The following is a 23,441-nucleotide window of genomic DNA, read 5'->3' on the forward strand; positions in this document are numbered from 1 at the left end:
TCCTGGTTCGATTGGCATTTCACCCCTAACCACAGCTCATCCGCCGATTTTTCAACATCGGTCGGTTCGGACCTCCACTTGGTGTTACCCAAGCTTCATCCTGGCCATGGTTAGATCACCAGGGTTCGGGTCTATAAACACTGATTATCGCCCTTTTCAGACTCGGTTTCCCTTTGGCTCCGGCATTCTCGCCTTAACCTACCAGTGCCTATAAGTCGCCGGCTCATTCTTCAACAGGCACGCGGTCATCCGTTTAATCGGACTTCCACTGCTTGTAGGCTGACGGTTTCATGTTCTATTTCACTCCCCTTCCGGGGTTCTTTTCACCTTTCCCTCGCGGTACTGGTTCACTATCGGTCACACAGTAGTATTTAGCCTTACGAGGTGGTCCTCGCTGATTCACATGGGATTCCTCGTGCCCCATGCTACTCGGGATTCAGCTACTATCTATAAAGTTTTCGACTACAGGACTTTCACCTTCTCTGGTGCAGTATTTAGCTGCTTCGTCTAACCGCTAGATTCGATCTCGCTGTCCCACAACCCCAATCGGTAAACCAATTGGTTTAGGCTCTTCCCCTTTCGCTCACCACTACTTAGGGAATCTCTATTTGATTTCTCTTCCTCCAGCTACTAAGATGTTTCAGTTCGCTGGGTTGGCTCTTTCCTGCCTATATATTCAGCAGGTAGTATTTAGGGTTGCCCCATTCGGATATCTCCGGATCAATGTCTGCTTCCAACTCCCCGGAGCATTTCGTCGGTAACCACGTCCTTCTTCGCCTCTGTGTGCCTAGGTATCCACCGTCAGCCCTTATTAGCTTGACCACTCATTCTTTTGATTGACATCTGCAAACTTTTCTTGCTTGCTGGTACTTTTATACTCCGTGAATAAGTTTTTTTCTCTCCACTTCGTACTCACTACTCAGCATTCAGATTCGTCTGCCTGCTTCTTTTTCGCGTTACTATGCAGTTTTCAAGGTTCTGGCTAGGTTTCTCCCAGCAGTCTGGCTTTGAGCCATGTTGCTGACTTTCTTCCCGATCTATTATCTTAGCACACTGTTATCGCCGCCACAAAACATGTTTTACATTCCTCGGTGGTTTACTACCTAGAATGTGTTTAGCTTTTTTGGCTGTCACAATAAACCATGTGGAGGTTAGCGGACTCGAACCGCTGACATCCTGCTTGCAAAGCAGGCGCTCTACCAACTGAGCTAAACCCCCAGATCAAATTTTGGATTTTAGATTTGTGATTTTAGATTGGTTTTTCAATCCAAAATTTAAAATTTAAAATCTAAAATTCTTTCAGGTGGGCCATCCTGGACTCGAACCAGGGACCTCACCCTTATCAGGGGTGCGCTCTAACCACCTGAGCTAATAGCCCATACGAACCCAATCATAGTTTGAAAGCCTCAACAAATATCTGCGACCGACCTAGGAATGACCAACTCAATATCTATTTAACTGTGTGTTTTTCGATATTTGAGTGGATTCGGTCTCCCTAAAAGGAGGTGATCCAGCCACACCTTCCGGTACGGCTACCTTGTTACGACTTCACCCCAGTCACCAGTCCTGCCTTAGGCATCCCCCTCCTCGAAAGGTTGGGGTAACGACTTCGGGCGTGACCAGCTTCCATGGTGTGACGGGCGGTGTGTACAAGGCCCGGGAACGAATTCACTGCAGTATGCTGACCTGCAATTACTAGCGATTCCTCCTTCACGCAGGCGAGTTGCAGCCTGCGATCTGAACTGAGCTACGGTTTCCGGGATTAGCTTGCTATCGCTAGCTTGCTGCCCTCTGTCCGTAGCATTGTAGTACGTGTGTAGCCCAAGACGTAAGGGGCATGCTGACTTGACGTCATCCCCACCTTCCTCCGGTTTGTCACCGGCAGTCTCTCTAGAGTGCCCACCCTAAGTGCTGGCAACTAAAAACGAGGGTTGCGCTCGTTGCGGGACTTAACCCAACATCTCACGACACGAGCTGACGACAGCCATGCACCACCTGTGTTCGCGCTCCCGAAGGCACTCCCACCTTTCAGCAGGATTCGCGACATGTCAAGTCTTGGTAAGGTTCTTCGCGTTGCATCGAATTAAACCACATACTCCACCGCTTGTGCGGGCCCCCGTCAATTCCTTTGAGTTTCACACTTGCGTGCGTACTCCCCAGGCGGGATACTTAACGCGTTAGCTACGGCACGGCTCGGGTCGATACAAGCCACGCCTAGTATCCATCGTTTACGGCTAGGACTACTGGGGTATCTAATCCCATTCGCTCCCCTAGCTTTCGTCCCTCAGTGTCAGTTACGGCCTAGCAGAGCGCTTTCGCCACCGGTGTTCTTCCTGATCTCTACGCATTTCACCGCTACACCAGGAATTCCCTCTGCCCCGAACGTACTCTAGCCTTGTAGTTTCCACTGCTTTTATGAGGTTGAGCCTCACTCTTTAACAGCAGACTTACATAGCCACCTGCGGACGCTTTACGCCCAATCATTCCGGATAACGCTTGCATCCTCCGTATTACCGCGGCTGCTGGCACGGAGTTAGCCGATGCTTATTCCTCAGGTACCGTCATTTTTTTCTTCCCTGAGAAAAGAGGTTTACGACCCAAGAGCCTTCCTCCCTCACGCGGTATTGCTCCGTCAGGCTTTCGCCCATTGCGGAAAATTCCCCACTGCTGCCTCCCGTAGGAGTCTGGGCCGTGTCTCAGTCCCAGTGTGGCTGATCATCCTCTCAGACCAGCTACTGATCGTCGCCTTGGTAGGCTCTTACCCCACCAACTAGCTAATCAGACGCGAGCTCTTCTTCAGGCAGCAAGCCTTTCACCTCTCGGCACATTCGGTATTAGCCACCGTTTCCAGTGGTTGTCCCCAACCTGAAGGCAGATTCTCACGCGTTACTCACCCGTCCGCCACTCAATCCCTAAAGATTTCGTTCGACTTGCATGTGTTAAGCATACCGCCAGCGTTCATCCTGAGCCAGGATCAAACTCTCCGTTTTGTGAACGTAAGTAGTTCTTTAGCTCTTTTGACTGATTTCAACCTCAGTCAGGTTATTTTCTTTACTGACGCAAGGTACTTGTTGTATACTGGCTTTCAAACTATAATATTTTCAAGGTTCGGTGTTCCTCGCAGCGTCGCTCTTTCGCGCTCCGCTTCAGGCACTTATTCAATATATCGAACCTCCATATTTCTGTCAACTGTTTTCGGAAAGTTTTTTCGGTAGTTTTGCGGTCGCTATTGAAAGCCTTGTGGAGTAAGCTTTTTAAGCTATAGTATTCCTGAAAGTTAGGAAGGAATTAACAAAGTTGTGAGCAAGTTAGGTGTTTTACCGCCTTGGCTAGTCTTAGAACCGCTTTTGCGTGGCTGGCTTGTTGAGGATATTGGTAGGGGCGATCGCACTACAAATAGCCTACTATCTGAAGATGCCAAGCCAGGAACAGCCAAGTGGATAGCTAAAGCTCCAGGGATAATTGCTGGCTTACCAGTTGCAGCTAGGGTGTTTCAGCTTTTGAATGAAAAAGTGAGCTTTGTGGCTGTTGCGGCTGAAGGTGCAAAATGCGAGCCAGGACAGGTGATAGCAGAAATTCACGGTTCTTTGGATGCGTTGCTGATGGGGGAACGGGTAGCGCTTAACTTGGCTATGCGGTTGAGTGGGATTGCGACGCTCACTAATATATATGTAGAGAAAATTGCTGATTTACCTGCTCGGTTGGTAGATACGCGTAAGACTACGCCAGGGCTGAGGCTGTTGGAAAAGTATGCAACTGCTTTGGGTGGGGCGATTAATCACCGGATGGGGTTGGATGATGCGGTGATGATTAAGGATAATCATATTGCGGCGGCTGGGGGAATTGGAGAGGCTATTACCCGTATTCGTTCCCAGATTCCCTATCCTTTAACTATAGAAGTGGAGACGGAAAGTCTGGGGCAGGTGCAAGAAGCTTTACAGTATAAAGCGGACATTATTATGTTGGATAATATGCCCGTGGAGATGATGCGTCAGGCGGTGGAGTTGATTCGTCAGCAGGATAGCCGGGTGAAAATTGAGGCTTCGGGGAATGTGACGCTGGAAACTATTCGTGCTGTGGCTGAGACTGGCGTTGACTATATTTCTAGTAGTGCGCCAATTACTCAGTCGAAGTGGCTGGATTTGAGTATGAGGATTGTACTTTAAAAATCACGGCGTTGCATAAATGTAGGATGGTTTATCGGGCTATGCTCCGCGCTCGCTAAGAGGATGTCTAGGTCTAATTTCACACTAACCCTGGCGACTAGAAGTCGCGGCTACACAAGACTTTACCCACCTCCGTGGGTTTGAAATCCTTGATTACGAAATTTGTAGTATCCCCTTGACATTATTTGGAGTATATACTACATTTGTAGCATGAAGAAAGACGACAACAAAAGGCAAAACGAAAAACCCCTTGAAACCTAAACAATTGCATAGATGCTGCTTTTGGGGCCGCGATTGGTGTTCGACTGCGACGATGCCAACAAACGGACGGTTCCAGGATTCGGGTACCCTACGGGAAGGCAAAGCCTACAATTCCCGACGGCTCCACTCTTTCTTGACTGCGGTTGAAGTTGTGTAAACATTTCCGAGCGCAAGATAAGAGTATCGCAATTATGCTTTCTTTGGGTCTGTAGCTCTAACGGTAGAGTTCCTAGATGTCACTTGTGCCCTGACAGAAAAAGCTTACATACTAGCTCAATAGTAGAGCTATCGTCTCTAAAACGATAAGTTGCAGGTGCGATTCCTGCGGTGTAACCACAGCTTTTTCAACTTGCATGAGGTGTGAGTGTAACTCTCACAGGGAGGGTATCGGTTCAATCCCGATCAGATCCATTAATATCAATTCGTAATTAAAAAGAGGTGATTGCAATGGTTCATATTCGATTTGAAGGACGTTCTGTTGATGTCCCAAAAACACAATTGGGAATTGCAGCAGGGATGAATGATGTGGCAGTGAAGGAGCGGGTTGCTCGGCATTTAGATGTGAATAGCGATCGCCTGTCTGCTTATGTAATAGATCGCCGTCCTAGTGGTGATTTGATTATCCGCCCTGAAGCTGTCTATGGTTAAAGTATTTAGTCTTCCGTGCCCCGACAGAAGAAGCATACATACACATTCATAACGGCCCTAAGGTAGTAAAGTTCGAGCGATCGAATAAGCGAAGCATGATTTCTAAATCTCTCGCAGATTTAGCGTGCGTGCCCACTGCCAATATTTGGTAAGAGCGGCCGTAAGCTGTAAAAAGCTTTTTGAACTTGCACGGAATGATTTAAGACTTAATTCCGCGCCCTTGTAAAGCCTACACACACTCCGGAAACGGAATGCAGGTACCCTGCGGGAACGCTACGCGAACAAATCCTGTGGCTCCCTTTGATGGGAGCGTAGCCAAATTGGTATAGGCAATTGTGACAACTGCTTTGCTAACTTGTGCGGAATTTCAATTATTTCAATTGTATTTATCTATTATCTTAACTCAATCACATATATGGAGGTGAATTCAATGATGTCCACTAACTTATGTAGCCTAACAAGTCAATCACTACAACTATCTTTAAGCCACATATTTTTCAGAAACATAAGTTATGAGCGAACATCGTTGGAGCGAGATTGTGATTGAGCGTCCTCGCAGTGGGAGGAGAATTAGCCTCAAAAAGGTGACTGGCTTTAAGAAGCAATTATACAAAATCACTCAGGACGCAATTCAGGATGGATTGTTGAATCCTTACCTGATTAAACCAATAAATAAATCTAAGTATCTTTCAGATCATCTCGGACCTCTGCGTCGGTTTTTGCGCTCAAAAGTCGGACAGCCTTGGAATGAAGTTTACAGCCAACTGTGTCAAAGATTAGATCCCAGCACAATGGCAGGAAAGCATGTTATTGATCATGTGTGGGACTATGTTGAACGGCATGTAGAAATAATTGATGGTGGTGTTTATCGCAAACCTTATCGAGGGTATCGAAGGCAGCTAGATGCATACCATCGCGATCGCTTCTATATCCATCCTGAAACTGGAATTCTTTGTGCAGTCGAGAAAGTACCTCGAATGCAGGAGTCAAAGCAGAAACAAACTGATATTGTCATCATTGATAATTATCATCAATATCACAAGATAAATGAGATTTGGTATTTAATTACCTTTGAAGATTTCCCCCCGCCACCAACTTATTATGTGACGGATGTTATCCAAGGGATAATTAATCGTTCTGCTGCAATGTATAGAGGTCGAATGATTTACGCTGCCAAAAAACAGCAGTGTAATAAGAAAGAAATTCGATTTATTTTAAATCAACTTTCTAAAACCTAAAATTTTCACTTCGTGCCCTAACTGAAAAAGCTTACATACTAGCCGAATGGTAAGGCACTTGACTTGAGATCAAGCAACTACGGGTTCAAATCCCGTGTGTGAATTAACAGCTTTTTCGACTTGCACGAAGCGATCTTATTTCATTTCAATATGGAGGTGAGAACGATGAAGAAGATTAATCATTTCAACATCGAGCCTGAAGATTTCGACGATTTCTGCTTTTGAACCATCGAGCAAACGCCGTCGTGGCTACCCATCTGAAAAAGCTGTTAAACGTGGCGTAGGCGTAGCCCGCCGTAGGCATCGCCTCGTTCATGGCGACAAGGAACTACAGGAAAAACTTGGTAACAATGACCTTTGTCTTTGTGGTTCTGGTCGCTGCTTTCAAAAAGTGCTGTCGCAATAGCGGCAGATATGATGGCAGCTTACGCAGCTACTACTTTTAGAGAGTAAGAGCAAATTCGATAATTTTCCGCTCATTACCTAGTCCCCAATCCCTAATCCCCAGTCCCCAGTCCCCAGTCCCTTTTACTTGGCAGTTGTTGCCGCGCCCCGATCGCAGAAGCTTACATAACTCTGCATAAGTTAGACAAAATGCTTCTACAACTTGCGCGGTGACTTTATCGCCCCGCGTGCAACATCTGCCTCCTGCAATTTTAGATTTTAGATTTTGGATTTTCGATTGCAATCCAAAATCGTAAATCTAAAATCCAAAATTTTTAAAGGAGGTTATTATGAAAACCGCAGAACGTGACCTGCGCCTGGAAATGCTCAACAGTTTGCTGACAACTCCTCACCGCAAGCTTGAGCAAGTTGCAGAAATTCATCAGTTAATTATTGAACTCGATCCCATCTTCTATGGACACCTGGCAGTCTGGTATCAGCGTCATGGTGATGTCCGCGACCACAAAGAGGTGTTTGTTGCTCATTTGCTAACCAGCAATTTAACTGAACACCGAGATGCTGGATTTATGATGCTGCAAGAGTTTCCTCCCTATCAGGTAGCTCGTGTAGTGGACTTTATGAAGCAGCAGCAGAATAAACTGCCTCGTTCGGCTCGGACTGCGGTACGGCGTTATCTAAAGGTACGAGAAAGCAATCCGGCTCTGTTCGATCGCGCTGCGCTGAGAGGTCGTAAGGCAATGAAGCACTTATATGCTTCACTGCACATCAAGCCAAATGAGCGGGCAAATGCGATTCTATTCCGCGATACTCCTCCAGAGGGTTCCTTAGCAAATGTGCTGAAGCAGGTTGCTAAGGCAGAAAATGCCGCAGAACAGGCACGGCTGATTGTGGAGTTCAAAATTCCCTACACGATCGCAATTGGTGCGATCAAGCAACTCACACCTGTTGTATTGGTGGCGTTAATCAACAGCATGACTCCTCAAGAGGCGATCAATAACCTCAAGTCTCTCCAGACTAGAGGTGCAATGGATCACCCACAAGTCAAGAAGCTGATTGATTCTAAGCTAGAAGCAGCGTCTAAAAGTACGCGTGTCTCAGCATTCAAAGCACAAATTGCCACAGATGCAGGAGATTTTGACGCAGACACCGTTGCCCAATTGGAAAAGGTGACAAACGAACAGGTGAAACGGCGTGGTGCGATCGCTCGTCCAACTGCTTTATTGGTGGACAAGTCTGGTTCAATGGAAAATGCGATCGCGATCGGTAAGCAACTCGCTGCCCTAATCTCTGGTATCACTAAGGCAGAACTGTTTGTCTACGCTTTTGATACCATTCCTTACGCTGTTACAGCAAAGGGCAAGGAGTTGACCGACTGGGAGCGTGCCTTCCAGCACATCAATGCAGGCGGTGGTACTAGCATCGGCTGTGCATTGGAAGCAATGCGGAAGAAGAAGCAGGTAGTTGACCAAATCATCGTGGTGACGGATGAGGGCGAAAATGCGGCTCCTTACTTCGGTGAAGTCTACAAGAACTACTGCCGGGAGTTGGCGATAATGCCCAATGTGGTGATTGTCCGCGTAGGTACTCATTACAACTGGGTGGAGACTCAACTGAAACAGCAGCAAGCACCTGTAGATACGTTCACTTTCGCGGGTGACTACTACAGCTTGCCGAACATTGTCCCACTCCTGACGCGCCCCTCTCGTTTGGATTTGCTGATGGAGATTTTGGATATGCCGTTGCCTGTGCGAGATGATAAGTAAGTTCTAAAATACAACGGTGTGTTATGCCGAAGGCTAATGCACCATATTTATCTCATTAATCTAGTTCAGAGACTCATTAATCTAGTAGTCTGTCAGGGTTGAAATGAGGGACTGTAGTGTGAGCGTCTCGCTCACGCGGGCTTTTCGGCCCGCACTACCAAAAACCCCTCAAAACAAAATTGACAAACCACTAGTTCAGAGACTCATTAACGAGAATTATTCGTAAATAAATTCCTCTTTCCTGTGTTTCCTCTGCGTTCTCTGTGGTTATAGCAGTCAACTTAATGCGAAATCGGTAGTAAAACTTAGTATAAATTCTGCGTGCCCCAACTTTTGGAGCCTACATACTAGTACGAGAGGAAAGGTAACACTGTCAAATACAGTGGGCGTGTGTGAACGGGGAGTGCGAAGAACCTGGGAGGTAGGCTTAAAAGTAGCCATCCTTGAAAGAGTGTTTAACAACTCACCAGCGGAGTCCCTCTAGTAACTGAGAACACGTAATGCTCCACCAACTTGCACGCAGAATTTTATTAATTCGTAATTCGTAATTCGTAATTAAGAAAGTCAGATTTTATAGGGTTGCATTGGTAGCCTTCTTTTTGAAAATTGGTATTAAACCACATCTATTTTGAGAACCATAGTTTTCCAAAGTAGTGGGAGCATCTTGCTCCCGAATGGTAGTAGCGGGCAAGATGCCCGCACTACTCCAGGTTTCAAAATCGACAAGGTTTAGTTATGACTAACATATTTAAGCTAATCAACCAAATTGCGATCGCACAAGCACAATTGTCTACAACCCAATTCCTAGCACCCTGTGTCAAAGGTGGACGAGTTCGCACACGGGTAGCCGGGATGATCTACACCTTTAGTCCAAAGCCTAGTAAATTTCAAGGTTGGGGCATCTTTCAGGCTGTGGATGAAAAAACAGCAACGGTTGTAGAAGAAGCAGACTTACCCCAAATTGCAGAATACCTGCAACATTTTTCCCAAATACGACTGCGGTTAGCACATCAACTGCAAAAACAAACTTGGTTAGCATACCCCATAAATGAAGTAGATATGCGTCAACGGTTGAAGGTAGTTAAGCCGATCGCCATCCACTTAGTAACCGAGGGTGTCGCCTTTGAGCAAATCATTGCCCGATGGAATGGACAGTCTTGCTGGTTTGAGGAAGTCGATCGCCGTACCGATCCGGCAATTTCTGAAACTCTGCAATCTGCCGTCAAGCAACTCATTCCTGCTGAAGAATTACAGTTTAAGGGCATTACTCCAGAAATCCGCACAGTGTATGAATTAGCAACTCGGCGGATTGAGGGATTTACTCAACTCCAACAAGATGAAAAGCGATTGAGAAAGGCATTGCAAATGGGTGGCGCTGAATTAAATCAATTCCACGATCGCAGCGATTATTGGACAGTCGATTGGACAACTGCTGATGGGGTTCGCCATAGTAGTGCGATCGCTAAAACTGATTTGACTGTTGTCAGTTCTGGCATTTGTCTGAGTGGACGCGATCGCGATTTTGACTTGCAATCCTTAGTAGGTGTCATGGAACAACAAGAGTAGTGATATTAGAGAATTCAGAATTCAGAAGTCAGAATTGAGGAGTAAAACAGATTTAATACCGAGTACACAATCTAAAATCTAAAATCTAAAATCCAAAATCGAATGAGTATCTTTTTTCACGAACAGCTTTACCGCACTAATGCTGTGATGACAAAGTTGAAAAACTATCCTGTAACAATTTGTGGCGCTGGAGCATTAGGCGCTAATATTGCGGAAAACTTAGCTCGGTCTGGTTTTGATAAACTGACAGTGATAGATCGCGATCGCATTGAGGAGCGCAATCTTTCAACTCAGCCTTACTACCGTTCCGATGTGGGAGCGTTCAAGGCGAAAATTTTGGCGAACAATTTATATCGAGCAATTGGTACTAAAGTTGATGCTAAAACAAAGGAGTTGACATCAGCAAATACAAATCAATTACTCCAAGACAGCCAGCTAATTGTTGATGTCTTTGACAATAGCTTGGCACGTCAAACAGTGAAAGATTATGCTGATCAAAAAAGCATTCCTTGTCTTCATGTGGGGCTAGCAGCCGATTATGCAGAAGTGATTTGGAATGACGTTTATCGCGTTCCTTCCGAGGTTAATGATGATGTCTGTGATTATCCATTGACACGGAACCTAGTGATGTTAACCGTTGCTGTGGCGTGTGAAGCGATCATTTCATTCATTGCTACAGCACAACAGCGTAATTTCAGTATCACCCAGAAGGATCTGACTGTTCAATCTCTGTTTTTGTAGATTGCGTAAGTAGAACATCGTCATTTATCCTTTGTCATTAGACCTCTTGCATAAATATTTTTTTATCTCACGCAGAGGCGCAGAGGCGCAGAGAAAGAGCGCGAAAATTACGACTTTTGCAAGAAGTCTATTAGTCATTTGTAAGGGTTTTAAGCTGTCGCGCTTTTAAGTTGCACCCTCGACGCGGGCAGGATGCCCGCACTACAATAATTTAAATAAATCACGATGTGCAAATTACAAGATTATCAGCTTAGTAAAGTATTTACAATTGAAGACACTGACTAAAAAGCTGATTTTGGTCAAGCTATGATATGAAATAAGAAGAGTGCGGAAAAAGCGATCGCATGACCATCACCCGAACAAAATGGACAATAGACGAATACCACCAGATGATTGCGGCGGGTATTTTGGATAATAAGCGTGTGGAGTTACTGAAGGGAGAAATTATCGAGATGTCACCGGAAGGGGAACCCCACGCATATTTTAGTAGTGAAGCAGGGGAATATTTAATTAGGTTGCTGGGCGAGCGCGCAATGATTCGTTTAGATAAGCCAATTACCCTACCTAATCACTCTGAGCCTGAGCCTGACATAGCTATTGTGCAACGATTGGGGCGTGAATATCTAGAGCATCACCCAAATCCCAACAATATTTTTTGGCTGATTGAGTATTCAAACTCTAGCTTAGACAAGGATTTAGAGATAAAAAGTAAAGTTTATGCTGAAGTTAACATTCCTGAATACTGGGTGGTTAACTTAAAAAAAAGGCAGTTGGTAGTATTTCGAGATCCCCAAGATGGGGAGTATACAACAAAATATACACTGACCGTTGGGACTATTTACCCAGTGGCGTTTCCAGATGTAGCTGTATTAGTAAATTCAATAGTCAGTAATTAGAGAAGCAAAAAAGCAATCAAGGGCGATGTCTGACGACAATCCGTCCCGCGTCACAGCAAATTTATTCGTCAATTATTTCTTGACAGACGACTAGATCATGATCTTACATTCGGGAAATCACTAGTAACTTGCAACACATAATTTCCTAAATCTCGTCTGGGTTAATTCCCAAATCCCGCAATCTTTGCGCCAATCGTTCGGCGCGATCGCTTTGCTGTTGCAGTAATTCTTCTGGTGTAGGTAATTTTCGCCCTTGTTGATCGTACCAATATAACCACTCACGCGATCGCCCCAGATAAACACCACGTTCTCGTCCAATTGCTAACCCAATCTCTGGCATCCACACCTGCGAATTTGGTTGTAAAATATAGCTGCCATCTACTAGACGATAAACTTCTAGGGGTTCTCGCTTGCGTCGATATCTGCGACTGGGTACATAAATTGCGTAATATAAAATCCCTAATTGAGCATAGTCGAGTTTTTTCTTTTCGTATTCACCACCGTAGGTTTTAGAAACAACTTCTAGGGCGAATAAGGGAACAATATTATCTTCTTCCCACAGGACATAACTTAAACGTCCCTCTTCACCAATAAAACGTTCTACACCTAAGCTGAGAAATCCATCTGGTACTAACTGAGGGATGCTAGGCGCATAATAAATTCCCATATCCACACCGAAAAACCAATCGGTGCGTAGACGCAAAGCGGCTTGTCGTTAGACATCGCTCCATGCTAAAGCTAAAATTGCTTCTAATAAATTGGGAATTAGGTTTTGTAGCTCATTATCCACTGGGGTATCGTCGGAGTCTGGGAGTTCTGCCGAGGATGGAAGACAGTCTAGAGGGTTGTACTGCACCATGAAATTCCTCACTTGAACTGTGTGACTATATTTTAATAGTTAAGATAGTTGAGATTTTCAGAATGTGGATGAGGAAATAAATAGGAAAGCGATCAAGAGCGATGTCTAACGGCAAGCCGCTCCGCGTCTACGCTTTCCATCTAAAATTAGAGTGTTGAAATTAGGCAGTTAGCTGATATTCAGTACCCTTAGCCGCAAAACCTGTCTCTCTTGGTTCAATTTCTTTAGCGTCGCTACTATTGGTGATTTGCAGTTGTGTCTCAGCACGACGAACAAATAAAGCACGGTAGGTACGCCCATCCTTGATTGCAAGATAGCCTTCCCATCCTTTCAAATCTTTAGGCAATTTTGTAGCTGAAACCCCGCTGATCTCGGTCTTTTCGGTTTTCTTGTTGTACACATTTATGTACAAGTTTGAGTTTGATTCATAAACTCTGACTTGGCGTTTGTCCGTCTCAAAATACAGACGGGTGTCATCAGCAGCAGGAGTTTGGGGAGTTTGGGGAGGCAATAACTTAATCACATCATCGCGTACCCAGCCAATTTTCGTGCTATCGTAACTAATTTTGTACCAAGTATGATCGTCTCCTGGTTGTTTTTTCTCCAGAATTTTGACGCGAGTACCCAAGGGTTTCTCTACAGCAGTAGCCGTCACTGAGGCAGTGGAGCGGATTTTGACTGGGCCTTTGCCACCGGATACATTACTTTTCAGTTCACCGAATTGTTCAGTTGTACTCATGGGAGATATTCCTGTTTTGGTTTAAGTAGTGAGAGTAGAGACAGTATTTAATAAATATAGTTATTTTCCGTATAACCACACTGTAGAATTTTTAAAATATTGTGAAAATTTTTCTAAAATGCTTAGTAAATTTCCCAAGTTATATCCATTGAGGAAAGAGGTATGTCTCTAGAAATAGGAACGCATGGCATATTTCCACACAACAACAAACTCGATTCAACAGCTAGAGTTAAAATAACGAAAATGTGGGGTGTTGCACTCCACGCACGCTACGCGATCGCAAATCGCTCATCAATGCAACTTATCACATCTCTACAAAGGCTACACCTAAAAAGCTTGCCTGAGGAGTCTAAATTATGTTGCAATGGTGATTCCTGGGCGCTTGAACAACCGATAAATACTTATGAACGCTACGCAAGAACAATTAAAAGTTAAATTTGAGCAGGCTTTGGTTGCTGCTTTTGGCGCTGAGTACGCCGGAGTAGATCCGATTTTGGTGTCTGCTAGCAATCCTAAATTTGGTGATTATCAGGCGAATGTGGCTTTATCTTTGAGTAAGCGCCAAGGATTGCAACCAAGGGCGATCGCTTCTACTATAGTTGAAAAACTAGATGTATCAGAAATCTGTGAGCCACCAGAGATAGCTGGGCCTGGGTTTATCAATCTCAAATTGAAACCCGTATACCTGGAAGCACAGCTGACTAGTATTCAAATAGATCCCCGATTAGGAGTCCCCACAGCAAAAACTCCCCAGCGGGAAATTGTGGATTTTTCCAGTCCAAATATTGCCAAGGAAATGCATGTTGGGCATCTGCGCTCAACTATTATTGGTGATAGCATTGCCAGAATTCTCGAATTTCGCGGACATGATGTTTTGCGGTTAAATCATGTTGGTGATTGGGGTACGCAGTTTGGGATGTTAATTGCTTACTTACGAGAAGTTTACCCCCAAGCGCTGACTACAGCTAATGCTTTAGATATTGGTGACTTAGTCAGCTTTTACCGCAAAGCAAAACAGCGGTTTGATGCAGATGAAACTTTTCAAGAAACAGCACGACAAGAAGTCGTCAGATTACAAGCCGGCGCCCAAGATACAATTCATGCGTGGAAAATGCTGTGTGAACAGTCACGGCGAGAGTTCCAGATAATTTATGACTTGTTGGATGTCAAGTTAACTGAACGTGGAGAATCTTTTTACAATCCCTTATTACCAGGAATTGTAGAAGATTTAGCAAAATCTGGTTTATTAGTAGAAAACCAAGGGGCGCAGTGTGTTTTCTTGGAAGGTTTCACGAATAGAGAAGGTGAACCTCTGCCGTTAATTGTGCAAAAATCCGATGGTGGTTATAACTACGCCACAACAGATTTAGCATCTTTACGCTACCGGATTCAACAAGACGAAGCCAAGCGCATAATTTATGTAACAGATACTGGACAAGCTAATCACTTTGCCCAATTTTTTCAGGTTGCACGTAAAGCAGGATGGATTCCCGAAGATGTGGAACTTGTACATGTGCCGTTTGGCTTGGTGCTGGGGGAAGATGGCAAGAAGTTTAAAACCCGTTCTGGTGATACAGTAAGGTTAAGGGATTTGTTAGATGAAGCGATCGTACGTGCCCGTGCAGACCTAGAAAATAGGTTACAAGAATATGAACGGACAGAAACTGAAGAATTCATTGCCCATGCATCTGAAGTAATTGGCATTAGTGCAGTTAAATATGCAGACTTGAGTCAAAACCGCACTAGTAACTATATTTTTAGTTACGACAAAATGCTATCTCTCAAAGGTAATACAGCACCTTACATGCTCTACGCTTATGTCAGGACTCAAGGCATTAGTCGAGAGGGTAATATTGACTTTGAACAAATGGGTGCAAATACTAAAATTTTGCTCGAAACAGACACAGAATTGACTTTAGCAAAACATCTCCTACAACTGAGTGAGGTGATTGCTGATGTCGAACAAGATTTATTGCCAAATCGGTTATGTGAGTATTTGTATCAATTGAGCGATAAGTTTAACAAATTCTATGAAAATTGCCCTGTTCTGCAATCTGAAGAACCTGTACGCACATCTCGTTTGGCACTGTGCAATTTGACAGCTAGAACTTTGAAGTTGGGTTTATCTCTGTTGGGAATTCAGGTGTTGGAAAGAATGTAGAAGGGAATGTTTTTTTCAACGCACTTTCTTTGGGTTCAAAACCGATGATTTTTTGGTGTTGTTACAGTAGCTATTAGCTGATCTGCTTCATTTGTATATAGCTTGTAGATCAGCAATAGTTTAAGGCGATCGCATGACTTAATTCACAAGATATAATTGCGATCGCTTAGAGGTTGTTTTTGCACTACTTTAGCTGTGTCGTTCCACTACCGGACTGACACTGTTGGGAAAGCAAAGTATGAGGGGGAACAACAGTTCGCCCCTACGTATTGGTTATGTATGTGGGTAGGTTTGTGGGCAGATTCCCAGATTTTGGAAGAAATTGGGAATATTGTGAGTAGGGCTTTTAGGCTCAATTGCTGGGTGAGGAAATATTGCCCGAAAGGCGATCGCGTATTAATATCAGTTGTTCTTGGTTGCTGACTGGATTTCTGGGTGCTGGTAGTTCGGTGTTTGGCCAGCTGGGTAAGGTATTACAGGGACATGATAAGGCTGGCATCCCCAAGCTTCGCAAGGGTATTGGCATCTCACAACGACTGCAAGGCTGCATTTCCCAAGCTGATGTTAAGAGTTCGGCGATGGTTTCATGAGTACCCTCTAGGTAGCAATCACCAGTTGACTGCGAGAGAATTTGCTGCCAGCATTCTTCAAATTCTGCGCTATAGCGATCGCCTTTTAGCACTGGTTGCGGCAATAAGTTTGCTGCACCATTACCCGTCACTACTTTCTTCCCTAACTGAAACCAGTAGGCAAGATATTGTTTAACTTCTTGTTCTGTTGCCATACCACAATTTTAGGTTTTTTAGGTAACATTTTGACTGTCGAATTTTAAATAAAGTGTTAAGAATATTGGGTATTTGTCAAAGGTCAAGAGTTATTAGTTATTTCTCCCTCATCTCCCTCATCTCCCTTATCTTCCCCTGCTCCCTGCCCCCTTTCCCTTCTGGGTGGTAAAGGTGAACCAAGGGTGCTGAGATTGAGAATATGACCACCTGTAACTAAATATACAGATTCACAGATGATTCCTAGCTGACGGACTAGAGAACCTAGGCGATCGCGAAACTGGCGACCAAGAGGATAAGCTGGGACTACACCCCAACCTGTCTCTTCAGCGACGAACACCATATCAGCGGCAACCAGCTGGACTGTTTCCAAAAATTCTCCAAGTATATTTTCCCAACTATCTTCATTTTCTTCTAGGAGATTAGCTACCCAAGTTCCTAAAGAATCAACTAGAAGACAGGTGTCTGGCTTGGCATCGGCAAGGGTAGCAGACAGTTCTATCGGTACAGGGAGTGTCACCCAGTCTTGGGGACGGCGTTTTTGGTGTTCTTGAATGCGGTTGTCCCACTCTTCATCATTTGGGTTTTCGGTAGCTGTGGCAACGTAAACAACTGCTTTACCTGACTGCATTGCCAAAGTTTCTGCCCATTCACTTTTACCAGACCTAGCTGGCCCGGTGACTAAGATGACTTTACCCAAAGCTTTTTCCTTAGTATCTTTAATTAACGAGGGTTGCAATACCTAAGCATATTGTTTCACTTCACAGGAGAAATTGTTTGTTTTCAAATATCTTTTAAGAGATAAAATTAGCACCAGCATTGATATGATGCCAAGATTGGTAAAGACTAAAAATCCCAACAACCCCACTGGGAATTATTCCACACGATTGGGGACAGCAAATTCCAGGATATTTTTATGAAAGCAGGCTTAAAACGCATTGAGGCAACTCTACACGATTTAGGAACTCGCAACACAGCCGACTCTACCGAAACAGGTGATTCGACGAAGCGACCTTGCTCCTTTAGGATCAGTGTGGGAGCGACAGATTCTATAGTAAGTAATGATACTTCATCCCCAGAAAATCAAAATATACAAGAATCAACAGCTGATTTAGAAACAGACTCCGATAGTCAGCTGCTCGACGACGAGAATTTATTCACCCAACATCAGTCTGTGCCGACTTTTTCAGTGGAATATCCGGGGGGCAAAACGCCTAATTTGCCTAAGTTCAAAACTCCTAGCTTCAGTAGTCATCGTCACGGAGCAAATCCTGGATTGGCAGTAAATTTGTTACAAGAAATCCAAGAAAATGTTCTCGGTTGGCAGCAAGAACTACAAGAACTTATCCAGCAAATTCAAGATATTTACTTAGAAGGGCCGATTGTTAATGGCTGGTTAGAATCCAATAACCGTGAAACAGAACCGGGAGGAACTGCGACACTGCGTCATGGAGAAGTTGAGGGACTGATGGACTACGTAGAAAAAATCTGCGCTGCTGGTGGGAAGGTATCCTATCAATCTCCTGTGAGTGGCTACCGCCTCTGTGGTTTGGATGCTGCTGGTAAAGTTTGGTCGCGGCCTTGTCCACCGGATCAACTTCCTGCTGTGAGTTTAGCGATCGCTCGTTACCAAAGGTTGCGTCAATTTTTAGGACGTAAGCAATATTTGGAAACACGGCTGGGTCAATTAGCTGAAACTCTAGTGATTTTACACAGTCATATTCAACAAGCTTAAAGTTTTAAAGATTAATTCCGAAGAAACTCGGTTGGTGAGTCTGGATTTTTTGGTATAGATTAGCTCTGAGCAGGTGACTGCTTGAAGGTTGAAGTATGAAGTATGAAGTATGAAATTACCCTTAATTACTTCATCCTTGATCCTTTACACTTCAGACTTTTTTAGTCAAAAGTGAAACCTATGCCAGATACCCAAATCTCTGCCATTATCTGTACTCACAATCGAGATACCTATTTAGGTGCAGCAATTGATAGCCTGTTAGCTCAGGATTTCCCAGCTGAATTTGAAGTTGTGGTAGTGGATAATGGCTCCAGCGATCGCACTTGTGAAGTTGTAGCACAAAGAGCCGATAATCCTCGTCTGAAATATATCTTTGAACCAATCATCGGTTTATCTGTTGCTCGTAACACGGGTGCTAGAGTAGCTAGTGGTGAAATTTTGGCATATTTAGATGATGATGCAGTCGCGAGCGATCGCTGGCTGCAAATTTTGTATTCTGCCTACAAAAATAATACTCAACTAGCGATCGCCGGCGGCAAAGTCACTCTGTTATGGCCCCAAGGTATCCAACAACCACGGTGGCTCTCTCCTGGATTGGCGGGGAATTTGGGTGCATATGATTTGGGTAACAGCACAGTTTATATCGATCAGCCAGGCTTAACCCCCAGAGGCTTAAATTACTCCATACGTCGTAGTTTCCTGGAAGAAATTGGCGGTTTTGATCTTCATCTAGGACGAGTTGGCAAAAACCTCTTATCCAATGAAGAATTGCAAATGACAGAATTTGCCTTGCAACGGGGTTGGCAAGTTGCTTATCTTCCTGAGGCTTTAGTGGCTCACAATGTATCACCAGAAAGACTACAACGCTCTTGGTTTTTAAATCGAGGCTGGTGGCAAGGTATTAGTGAATGTTATCGGGAACAACTCACTGGTAAATCTGGTATTGGTCAGTTGCAACGAGGTAGCGAACGGTTTTTCCGTGGCTTATATAAAGCATTTCAATACCTAAGTGATCCAGCAGAAAGCTTTGACAATCTAGTGTATGCATACGGTCAGATTGGTTACTTAAATGCTGCTATTCAAGGGCTTCTATCAATATCAAATCAAAAATAGTCATAAATTATATGTCATCTAAAATTCCAGTTTCCGTATTGATTCCGGCAAAAAATGAACAATCTAATTTACCCGCCTGCCTCACTAGCCTTCAGAGAGCAGATGAAGTCTTTGTTGTAGATTCACAAAGTACAGACAATAGCATAGAAATTGCTAAAAGCTACGGTGCAAATGTCGTACAATTTAACTTCAATGGCAAATGGCCAAAAAAGAAAAATTGGTCTTTAGATAACCTTCCTTTCCGCAACAAATGGGTGTTAATTGTTGATTGTGATGAGCGGATTACCCCCGAACTGTGGGAAGAGATTGCCGAAGTAATTCAAAATAATGAATATGAAGGTTATTACCTCAACCGCCGTGTATTTTTCTTAAAAAAATGGATTCGTCACGGTGGCAAATATCCCGATTGGAATTTGCGTTTATTTCAACATCAAAATGGTCGCTACGAAAACCTGAGTACAGAAGATATTCCTAACACTGGTGATAATGAAGTTCACGAACACGTCATTTTGCAGGGAAAAGTTGGATATCTGAAAAACGATATGCTGCACGAAGACTTCCGCGACCTTTATCACTGGTTAGAACGACACAACCGCTATTCTAATTGGGAAGCTCGTGTTTATTTCAACCTGCTCACAAATAAAGATGATAGTGGTACTATTGGCGCAGACTTATTTGGTGATGCGGTACAACGCAAGCGCTTTTTAAAGAAAGTGTGGGTACGTTTGCCATTTAAACCATTTTTAAGATTCATCTTATTCTACATTATTCAGCGCGGTTTTTTAGATGGCAGAGCCGGATATGTCTATGCACGTCTTTTGAGTCAATATGAATATCAAATCGGCGCTAAATTGTATGAATTACGCAATTGTGGTGGCAAGTTAAATACCGCAACTACTGCTAAGTCTGCGACACCATCTTTAACTCCAGAAATCGGGCAAACAGCAACAAATTAATTCCAATTGCCAATGAATATTCAATATTGACTCATGATTAATTCAAAGTTGAATATGAATGCTCAACTGCCATTAGTTGATGCAGAACCTTTTGTAGATTTACGCAAATATGATCAGTCTTGGTTTGAGCGGGGGCGTCCGAGTTGGTATATTTTATTATGGTGGTTTGTACAAGCGATCGCTTTTCCCCTCACTCCTCAACCATTAAATCACCTCCGTTGCGCCTTGCTGCGGCTATTTGGCGCTCATATTGGCAAAGGGGTATTCATTCGACCCACAGCCCGCTTTACCTACCCCTGGAAAGTCACAATTGGCGATTACAGCTGGATTGGAGATGACGTAGTTTTATACAGTCTAGACGAGATTCATATCGGGCAACACTGCGTAATTTCCCATAAAAGTTACCTGTGTACTGGTAGTCATGATATCCACGACCCTGCTTTTGGTTTGAAAACTGCAAGTATCACTATTGGCAATGGAGTATGGGTAGCAGCAGATTGTTTTATCGGGCCAGGAGTACAAATCGGTGCTAATGCTGTAATTGGCGCTCGTAGTAGCGTGTTTACACATATGCCTCCAGCACAAGTTTGCTTGGGAAGCCCTTGCAGTCCTCGCTATCCCAGGTAGTACCCAGTCCTAAAAGTTTTGAGCAGTTCGTAGTCAGCACTAGAGTGCTGACTACGAACTTGATTACTTGAGATATAGGACTCATATTTGATTTTTGAACAAATCTAAGTATCTGTAGGGTGGGCATTGCCCACCCTACGCATTGTTCAAAAATCAAAACGGACTGCTATATTTCCGAAGATGCAATTGAAGGTGGGGTTTTCCTGCCTTCAATTGTATTTAACTGTTAACTGTTAACTGTTAACTGATTTAATCTACCGAGACAGATAGGGGTCAACACTACTGATTTCAAACTCACACGCTCTTGAAACCACTTCAGCGGGCAATTTATCAAAGCTAACTAATGGTAAATAAGAGGGGTTTTTGGTCAGTTCTTTTGCTAATAAAAACCCAGCAATAGTCCAAGTTTGATATTTTCTGGCTTGTTTACCAATTAGTCGCCCCTTCTTACCGTCATAATATTCTGGCCATTCATCTTCTCTCAAACGTGTTTCTGCAAGTTCAATAGCTTTTTTAACCAGTGCTGTTTTGTTGGTTTTTACACCTGCTGCAGCCAACATCCACATCAAAACTGGCCAACTACCCGCATTGTGATATGACCAAGGTATATTTTTAGGGTCACATCCAGTAACAATTTTATACTCTTCATTTTCCAAAGCTGGGAAACAGATTTTCATAGGCATATCTCCCACCAAATCGTCCCATCTATCCTCAATGAGAGTCATAATCGCTTGTGACTGTTCTTCAGTAGCAAGGTCGGAAATAATAGCCATTAAGTTACCAAGAGAAAAGAAGCGAGTATCTAGCTGTGATGGGCCAACATTACCTGCAAAATAACCGCCCTTTCTCGGTAGCCATTTATCTAATTCATAATAAGGCAGCGAATCTACATATATATTGAAGAGATTGACTGCTGTCTTACCATACTCCTCACTCTTAAAACGATAAATGGCATTTAGCCGATTAATATCTATCCAATAATGCTGGCGAATATGAGCGCATAAAAGTGGCAACCGATTATCAATTGCGGCCACAACATCTTGATTTCCTTGACAAATTAATAGCTCACGGGATGCACGCAATGCTGCATAAAATAAAACCTGAAGCTCCAGAGGATGACCATATATACCCATACGACGGTCAATCATACAAGCACCATCTGGAACCAGCAAGGTTGGGTACATGTCAAAACGATTCGCCAAGCAGATTTCCATAATCAATCTGATGCCGTTTTGGAATTCAGGTTGATAGACCAGAGAAAAATCTTCTGTAGCTATGACATATGCACGCAACAAAATAATCCACCATAGACAAGAATCAACTGGTGTGACTCTGGCGATCGCATGTTCACCAAAATCAGCCTCTAAGTATTCTTGTCCATTTGATGATACCACTTTGAAGCTAGCTGGTATTAAACCTCGACCAGGTTTATAGGCATCCAATGCCCTTTCTTTAGGCTGTAACTTTAAGGTTTCTTCTAGAAAATTACGCACAATCTCTGTTTTGCCTTTGATCAAAAAAATTAGAGCAGATGAGATAAAATCTCTGACAAAACATTGGTCATAATTGAGTGCTTCTACAGATGCATCATAGGCAGCTACCGTGCCCACAGGACGACCTTGATAATAGAGAATTGACTTTTCTAGAGCCTGCCAAGCTTCTTCCTCTTCTATACTGTTAGATGTCACCACTTCATTTAGTTTCATCGTCAAAATAACTCCCTTATAATAGTGAATTTGCAGTAGATGCGCTCTCAATGATTATTGCTGCTATTCTCAGCATAACAAACACATTTTTTTGAATAGCTGGAAACAGCAAACTTTATTGGAAAAATAATAATCTACAATTATCTACTAAAACTTTTCTGTTATGCCGTTTAATCAATATCTAGTTTTTGGTTAATCCTTAATTATGCTTTTACTTAAGCAATAATTATGATTGACATAGTAGATATACTTTTAGATTGCTTGCGGCTACAGTTTTATAGCTGGAATATTGACTTCTGCAAATGAAGATATGTAGCCATTACTGTTTAATCTGGGTATTAATCTCAAAATATTAACTATACATCCTAACTAAATAGGATTTATTTTTTGGCACTACAGATTAATTTATTCCCCTACAACTTAATAATTTATAACTTTTTCTGAGAATATGCAATGTGAATACTTCTAAATTTTAAACTGTCAATACCACTTAAGATAGGTATATTCTACCTTAATTACCTTTAAACGGTGAACTTCATACAGTGAAGGATAAAAACCTAAATTAGCGATGAGTAATGAATTTATAGGCTTTTCGACCTGATCTACAAAGCAATAATCAGCAAGATGATTTTACGTAAAGTAACTTTTAAAACTATAGGAAAGGCTAAAGAATTTCACTGAAATAATCATAATCATATAAAAGTGAAATTAAGTAATTTTACCCAAATTAAAAGTATGCAGAGTGCGATAATATCCTTTGACAAGATGATTGACAATTGACTCAGAGTTGTTTGTCTGCTTTTAGCAAACACATCATATTGTCAAATTTTGGCAGAAAGTGACTGTAACTGAATACACAAATCTCTGCTTTTTTTGCACAAATCAGGTGCTATGGTGTGAGCGATCGCCTTCGGATTGTTCAGAGTCAATCATTAGCGACGGTATTTAGTGGGATTATGTTTCCTGCCAAAGTGCTGATAGTCAAGTATTTTTTTGATTCAATTGCTTGAGGAACTCTTGATAAGCCCGATTAACTGCTTGCATCGAGGCTTTGGAACTGGCATATAGCGGTTCTCATT

The 23,441-nt window shown here is 43.2% G+C and carries 17 protein-coding genes, 3 tRNA genes, 2 rRNA genes and 1 pseudogene (1 of these 23 cut by a window edge); 14 read left to right on the plus strand and 9 right to left on the minus strand.

What is annotated here, in order from left to right:
• From CAL7507_RS29230 to CAL7507_RS29245, 4 genes are all read right to left on the minus strand, one after another.
• Positions 1 to 822 (minus strand): 23S ribosomal RNA (locus CAL7507_RS29230) (it extends 2,008 nt beyond the left edge of the window).
• 323 nt (positions 823 to 1,145) lie between these two features.
• Positions 1,146 to 1,218: transfer RNA gene (locus CAL7507_RS29235), tRNA-Ala, on the minus strand.
• An 86-nt stretch (positions 1,219 to 1,304) separates the two neighbouring features.
• Positions 1,305 to 1,378, minus strand: a tRNA-Ile gene (locus CAL7507_RS29240).
• Between the two features lie 120 nt (positions 1,379 to 1,498).
• Positions 1,499 to 2,990: ribosomal RNA gene (locus CAL7507_RS29245) — 16S ribosomal RNA — on the minus strand.
• Together the 16S and 23S rRNA genes with 2 tRNA genes alongside form the textbook arrangement of a ribosomal RNA operon.
• 309 nt (positions 2,991 to 3,299) lie before the next feature.
• Here CAL7507_RS29245 and nadC point away from each other — a divergent pair.
• The 8 genes from nadC to CAL7507_RS29290 all read left to right on the plus strand — a co-directional run bounded on the left by nadC (position 3,300) and on the right by CAL7507_RS29290 (position 11,684).
• The gene (gene nadC / locus CAL7507_RS29250; RefSeq protein ID WP_015132105.1) at positions 3,300 to 4,166 is read left to right on the plus strand and encodes a carboxylating nicotinate-nucleotide diphosphorylase; all 867 of its coding nucleotides are present in this window, start codon (positions 3,300 to 3,302) and stop codon (positions 4,164 to 4,166) included.
• A 708-nt stretch (positions 4,167 to 4,874) separates the two neighbouring features.
• Positions 4,875 to 5,075 (plus strand): hypothetical protein, encoded by a 201-nt coding sequence (locus CAL7507_RS29260; RefSeq protein ID WP_015132106.1) that lies wholly within the window; start codon positions 4,875 to 4,877, stop codon positions 5,073 to 5,075.
• 512 nt (positions 5,076 to 5,587) lie between these two features.
• Entirely contained in the window at positions 5,588 to 6,313 is a 726-nt protein-coding gene (locus tag CAL7507_RS29265; protein WP_015132107.1) for a hypothetical protein, read from the plus strand.
• 32 nt (positions 6,314 to 6,345) lie between these two features.
• Positions 6,346 to 6,414, plus strand: a tRNA-Ser gene (locus CAL7507_RS29270).
• A gap of 633 nt (positions 6,415 to 7,047) precedes the next feature.
• Entirely contained in the window at positions 7,048 to 8,481 is a 1,434-nt protein-coding gene (locus CAL7507_RS29275) for a VWA domain-containing protein (protein WP_015132108.1), read from the plus strand.
• A 735-nt stretch (positions 8,482 to 9,216) separates the two neighbouring features.
• Positions 9,217 to 10,047 (plus strand): hypothetical protein, encoded by an 831-nt coding sequence (locus CAL7507_RS29280; RefSeq protein WP_015132109.1) that lies wholly within the window; start codon positions 9,217 to 9,219, stop codon positions 10,045 to 10,047.
• A gap of 102 nt (positions 10,048 to 10,149) precedes the next feature.
• Entirely contained in the window at positions 10,150 to 10,788 is a 639-nt protein-coding gene (locus CAL7507_RS29285; protein WP_015132110.1) for a ThiF family adenylyltransferase, read from the plus strand.
• A 344-nt stretch (positions 10,789 to 11,132) separates the two neighbouring features.
• Positions 11,133 to 11,684: a Uma2 family endonuclease gene (locus CAL7507_RS29290; RefSeq protein ID WP_015132111.1), complete on the plus strand. Its 552-nt coding sequence runs from the start codon at positions 11,133 to 11,135 to the stop codon at positions 11,682 to 11,684.
• 145 nt (positions 11,685 to 11,829) lie between these two features.
• On the opposite strand, the pseudogene CAL7507_RS29295 reads toward CAL7507_RS29290, so the two are convergent.
• Together CAL7507_RS29295 and CAL7507_RS29300 are read right to left on the minus strand one after the other, a co-directional pair.
• Positions 11,830 to 12,543: pseudogene (locus CAL7507_RS29295) on the minus strand (Uma2 family endonuclease).
• 160 nt (positions 12,544 to 12,703) lie between these two features.
• A complete protein-coding gene (locus CAL7507_RS29300; protein WP_015132112.1) occupies positions 12,704 to 13,282 on the minus strand; it encodes an SH3 domain-containing protein in 579 nt (192 codons plus the stop codon).
• A gap of 162 nt (positions 13,283 to 13,444) precedes the next feature.
• On the opposite strand from CAL7507_RS29300, the gene CAL7507_RS32025 reads away from it, so the two are divergent.
• Both CAL7507_RS32025 and argS read left to right on the plus strand, forming a co-directional pair.
• The gene (locus CAL7507_RS32025; RefSeq protein ID WP_015132113.1) at positions 13,445 to 13,717 is read left to right on the plus strand and encodes a hypothetical protein; all 273 of its coding nucleotides are present in this window, start codon (positions 13,445 to 13,447) and stop codon (positions 13,715 to 13,717) included.
• Positions 13,686 to 15,443 (plus strand): arginine--tRNA ligase, encoded by a 1,758-nt coding sequence (gene argS, locus CAL7507_RS29305; RefSeq protein WP_015132114.1) that lies wholly within the window; start codon positions 13,686 to 13,688, stop codon positions 15,441 to 15,443. Before CAL7507_RS32025 ends, argS begins: the two co-directional genes overlap by 32 nt.
• A 352-nt stretch (positions 15,444 to 15,795) precedes the next feature.
• Here the strand turns inward: argS and CAL7507_RS29310 are convergent, their stop codons facing one another.
• A complete protein-coding gene (locus CAL7507_RS29310; protein WP_015132115.1) occupies positions 15,796 to 16,227 on the minus strand; it encodes a hypothetical protein in 432 nt (143 codons plus the stop codon).
• An 83-nt stretch (positions 16,228 to 16,310) separates the two neighbouring features.
• The gene (cobU, locus tag CAL7507_RS29315) at positions 16,311 to 16,925 is read right to left on the minus strand and encodes a bifunctional adenosylcobinamide kinase/adenosylcobinamide-phosphate guanylyltransferase (protein WP_083862969.1); all 615 of its coding nucleotides are present in this window, start codon (positions 16,923 to 16,925) and stop codon (positions 16,311 to 16,313) included.
• 216 nt (positions 16,926 to 17,141) lie between these two features.
• On the opposite strand from cobU, the gene CAL7507_RS29320 reads away from it, so the two are divergent.
• From CAL7507_RS29320 to hpsU, 4 genes are all read left to right on the plus strand, one after another.
• Complete coding sequence (locus CAL7507_RS29320) at positions 17,142 to 17,960, plus strand: hypothetical protein (RefSeq protein WP_015132117.1); 819 nt, start codon at positions 17,142 to 17,144, stop codon at positions 17,958 to 17,960.
• A 180-nt stretch (positions 17,961 to 18,140) separates the two neighbouring features.
• Positions 18,141 to 19,073 (plus strand): glycosyltransferase family 2 protein, encoded by a 933-nt coding sequence (locus CAL7507_RS29325; protein ID WP_015132118.1) that lies wholly within the window; start codon positions 18,141 to 18,143, stop codon positions 19,071 to 19,073.
• An 11-nt stretch (positions 19,074 to 19,084) separates the two neighbouring features.
• Positions 19,085 to 20,029 carry a glycosyltransferase family 2 protein gene (locus CAL7507_RS29330; protein WP_015132119.1) on the plus strand — a complete coding sequence of 315 codons (945 nt, stop codon included), beginning with the start codon at positions 19,085 to 19,087 and terminating at the stop codon, positions 20,027 to 20,029.
• 33 nt (positions 20,030 to 20,062) lie between these two features.
• Positions 20,063 to 20,656: a hormogonium polysaccharide biosynthesis acetyltransferase HpsU gene (gene hpsU / locus CAL7507_RS29335; protein ID WP_015132120.1), complete on the plus strand. Its 594-nt coding sequence runs from the start codon at positions 20,063 to 20,065 to the stop codon at positions 20,654 to 20,656.
• 254 nt (positions 20,657 to 20,910) lie between these two features.
• Here hpsU and CAL7507_RS29340 read toward each other — a convergent pair whose 3' ends face one another.
• Positions 20,911 to 22,362, minus strand: a complete 1,452-nt coding sequence (locus CAL7507_RS29340) for a glycoside hydrolase 100 family protein (protein ID WP_015132121.1) — start codon at positions 22,360 to 22,362, stop codon at positions 20,911 to 20,913.
• Positions 22,363 to 23,441: the final 1,079 nt, after the last annotated feature.

It is taken from the genome of Calothrix sp. PCC 7507, assembly GCF_000316575.1.
GTDB lineage: Bacteria > Cyanobacteriota > Cyanobacteriia > Cyanobacteriales > Nostocaceae > Fortiea.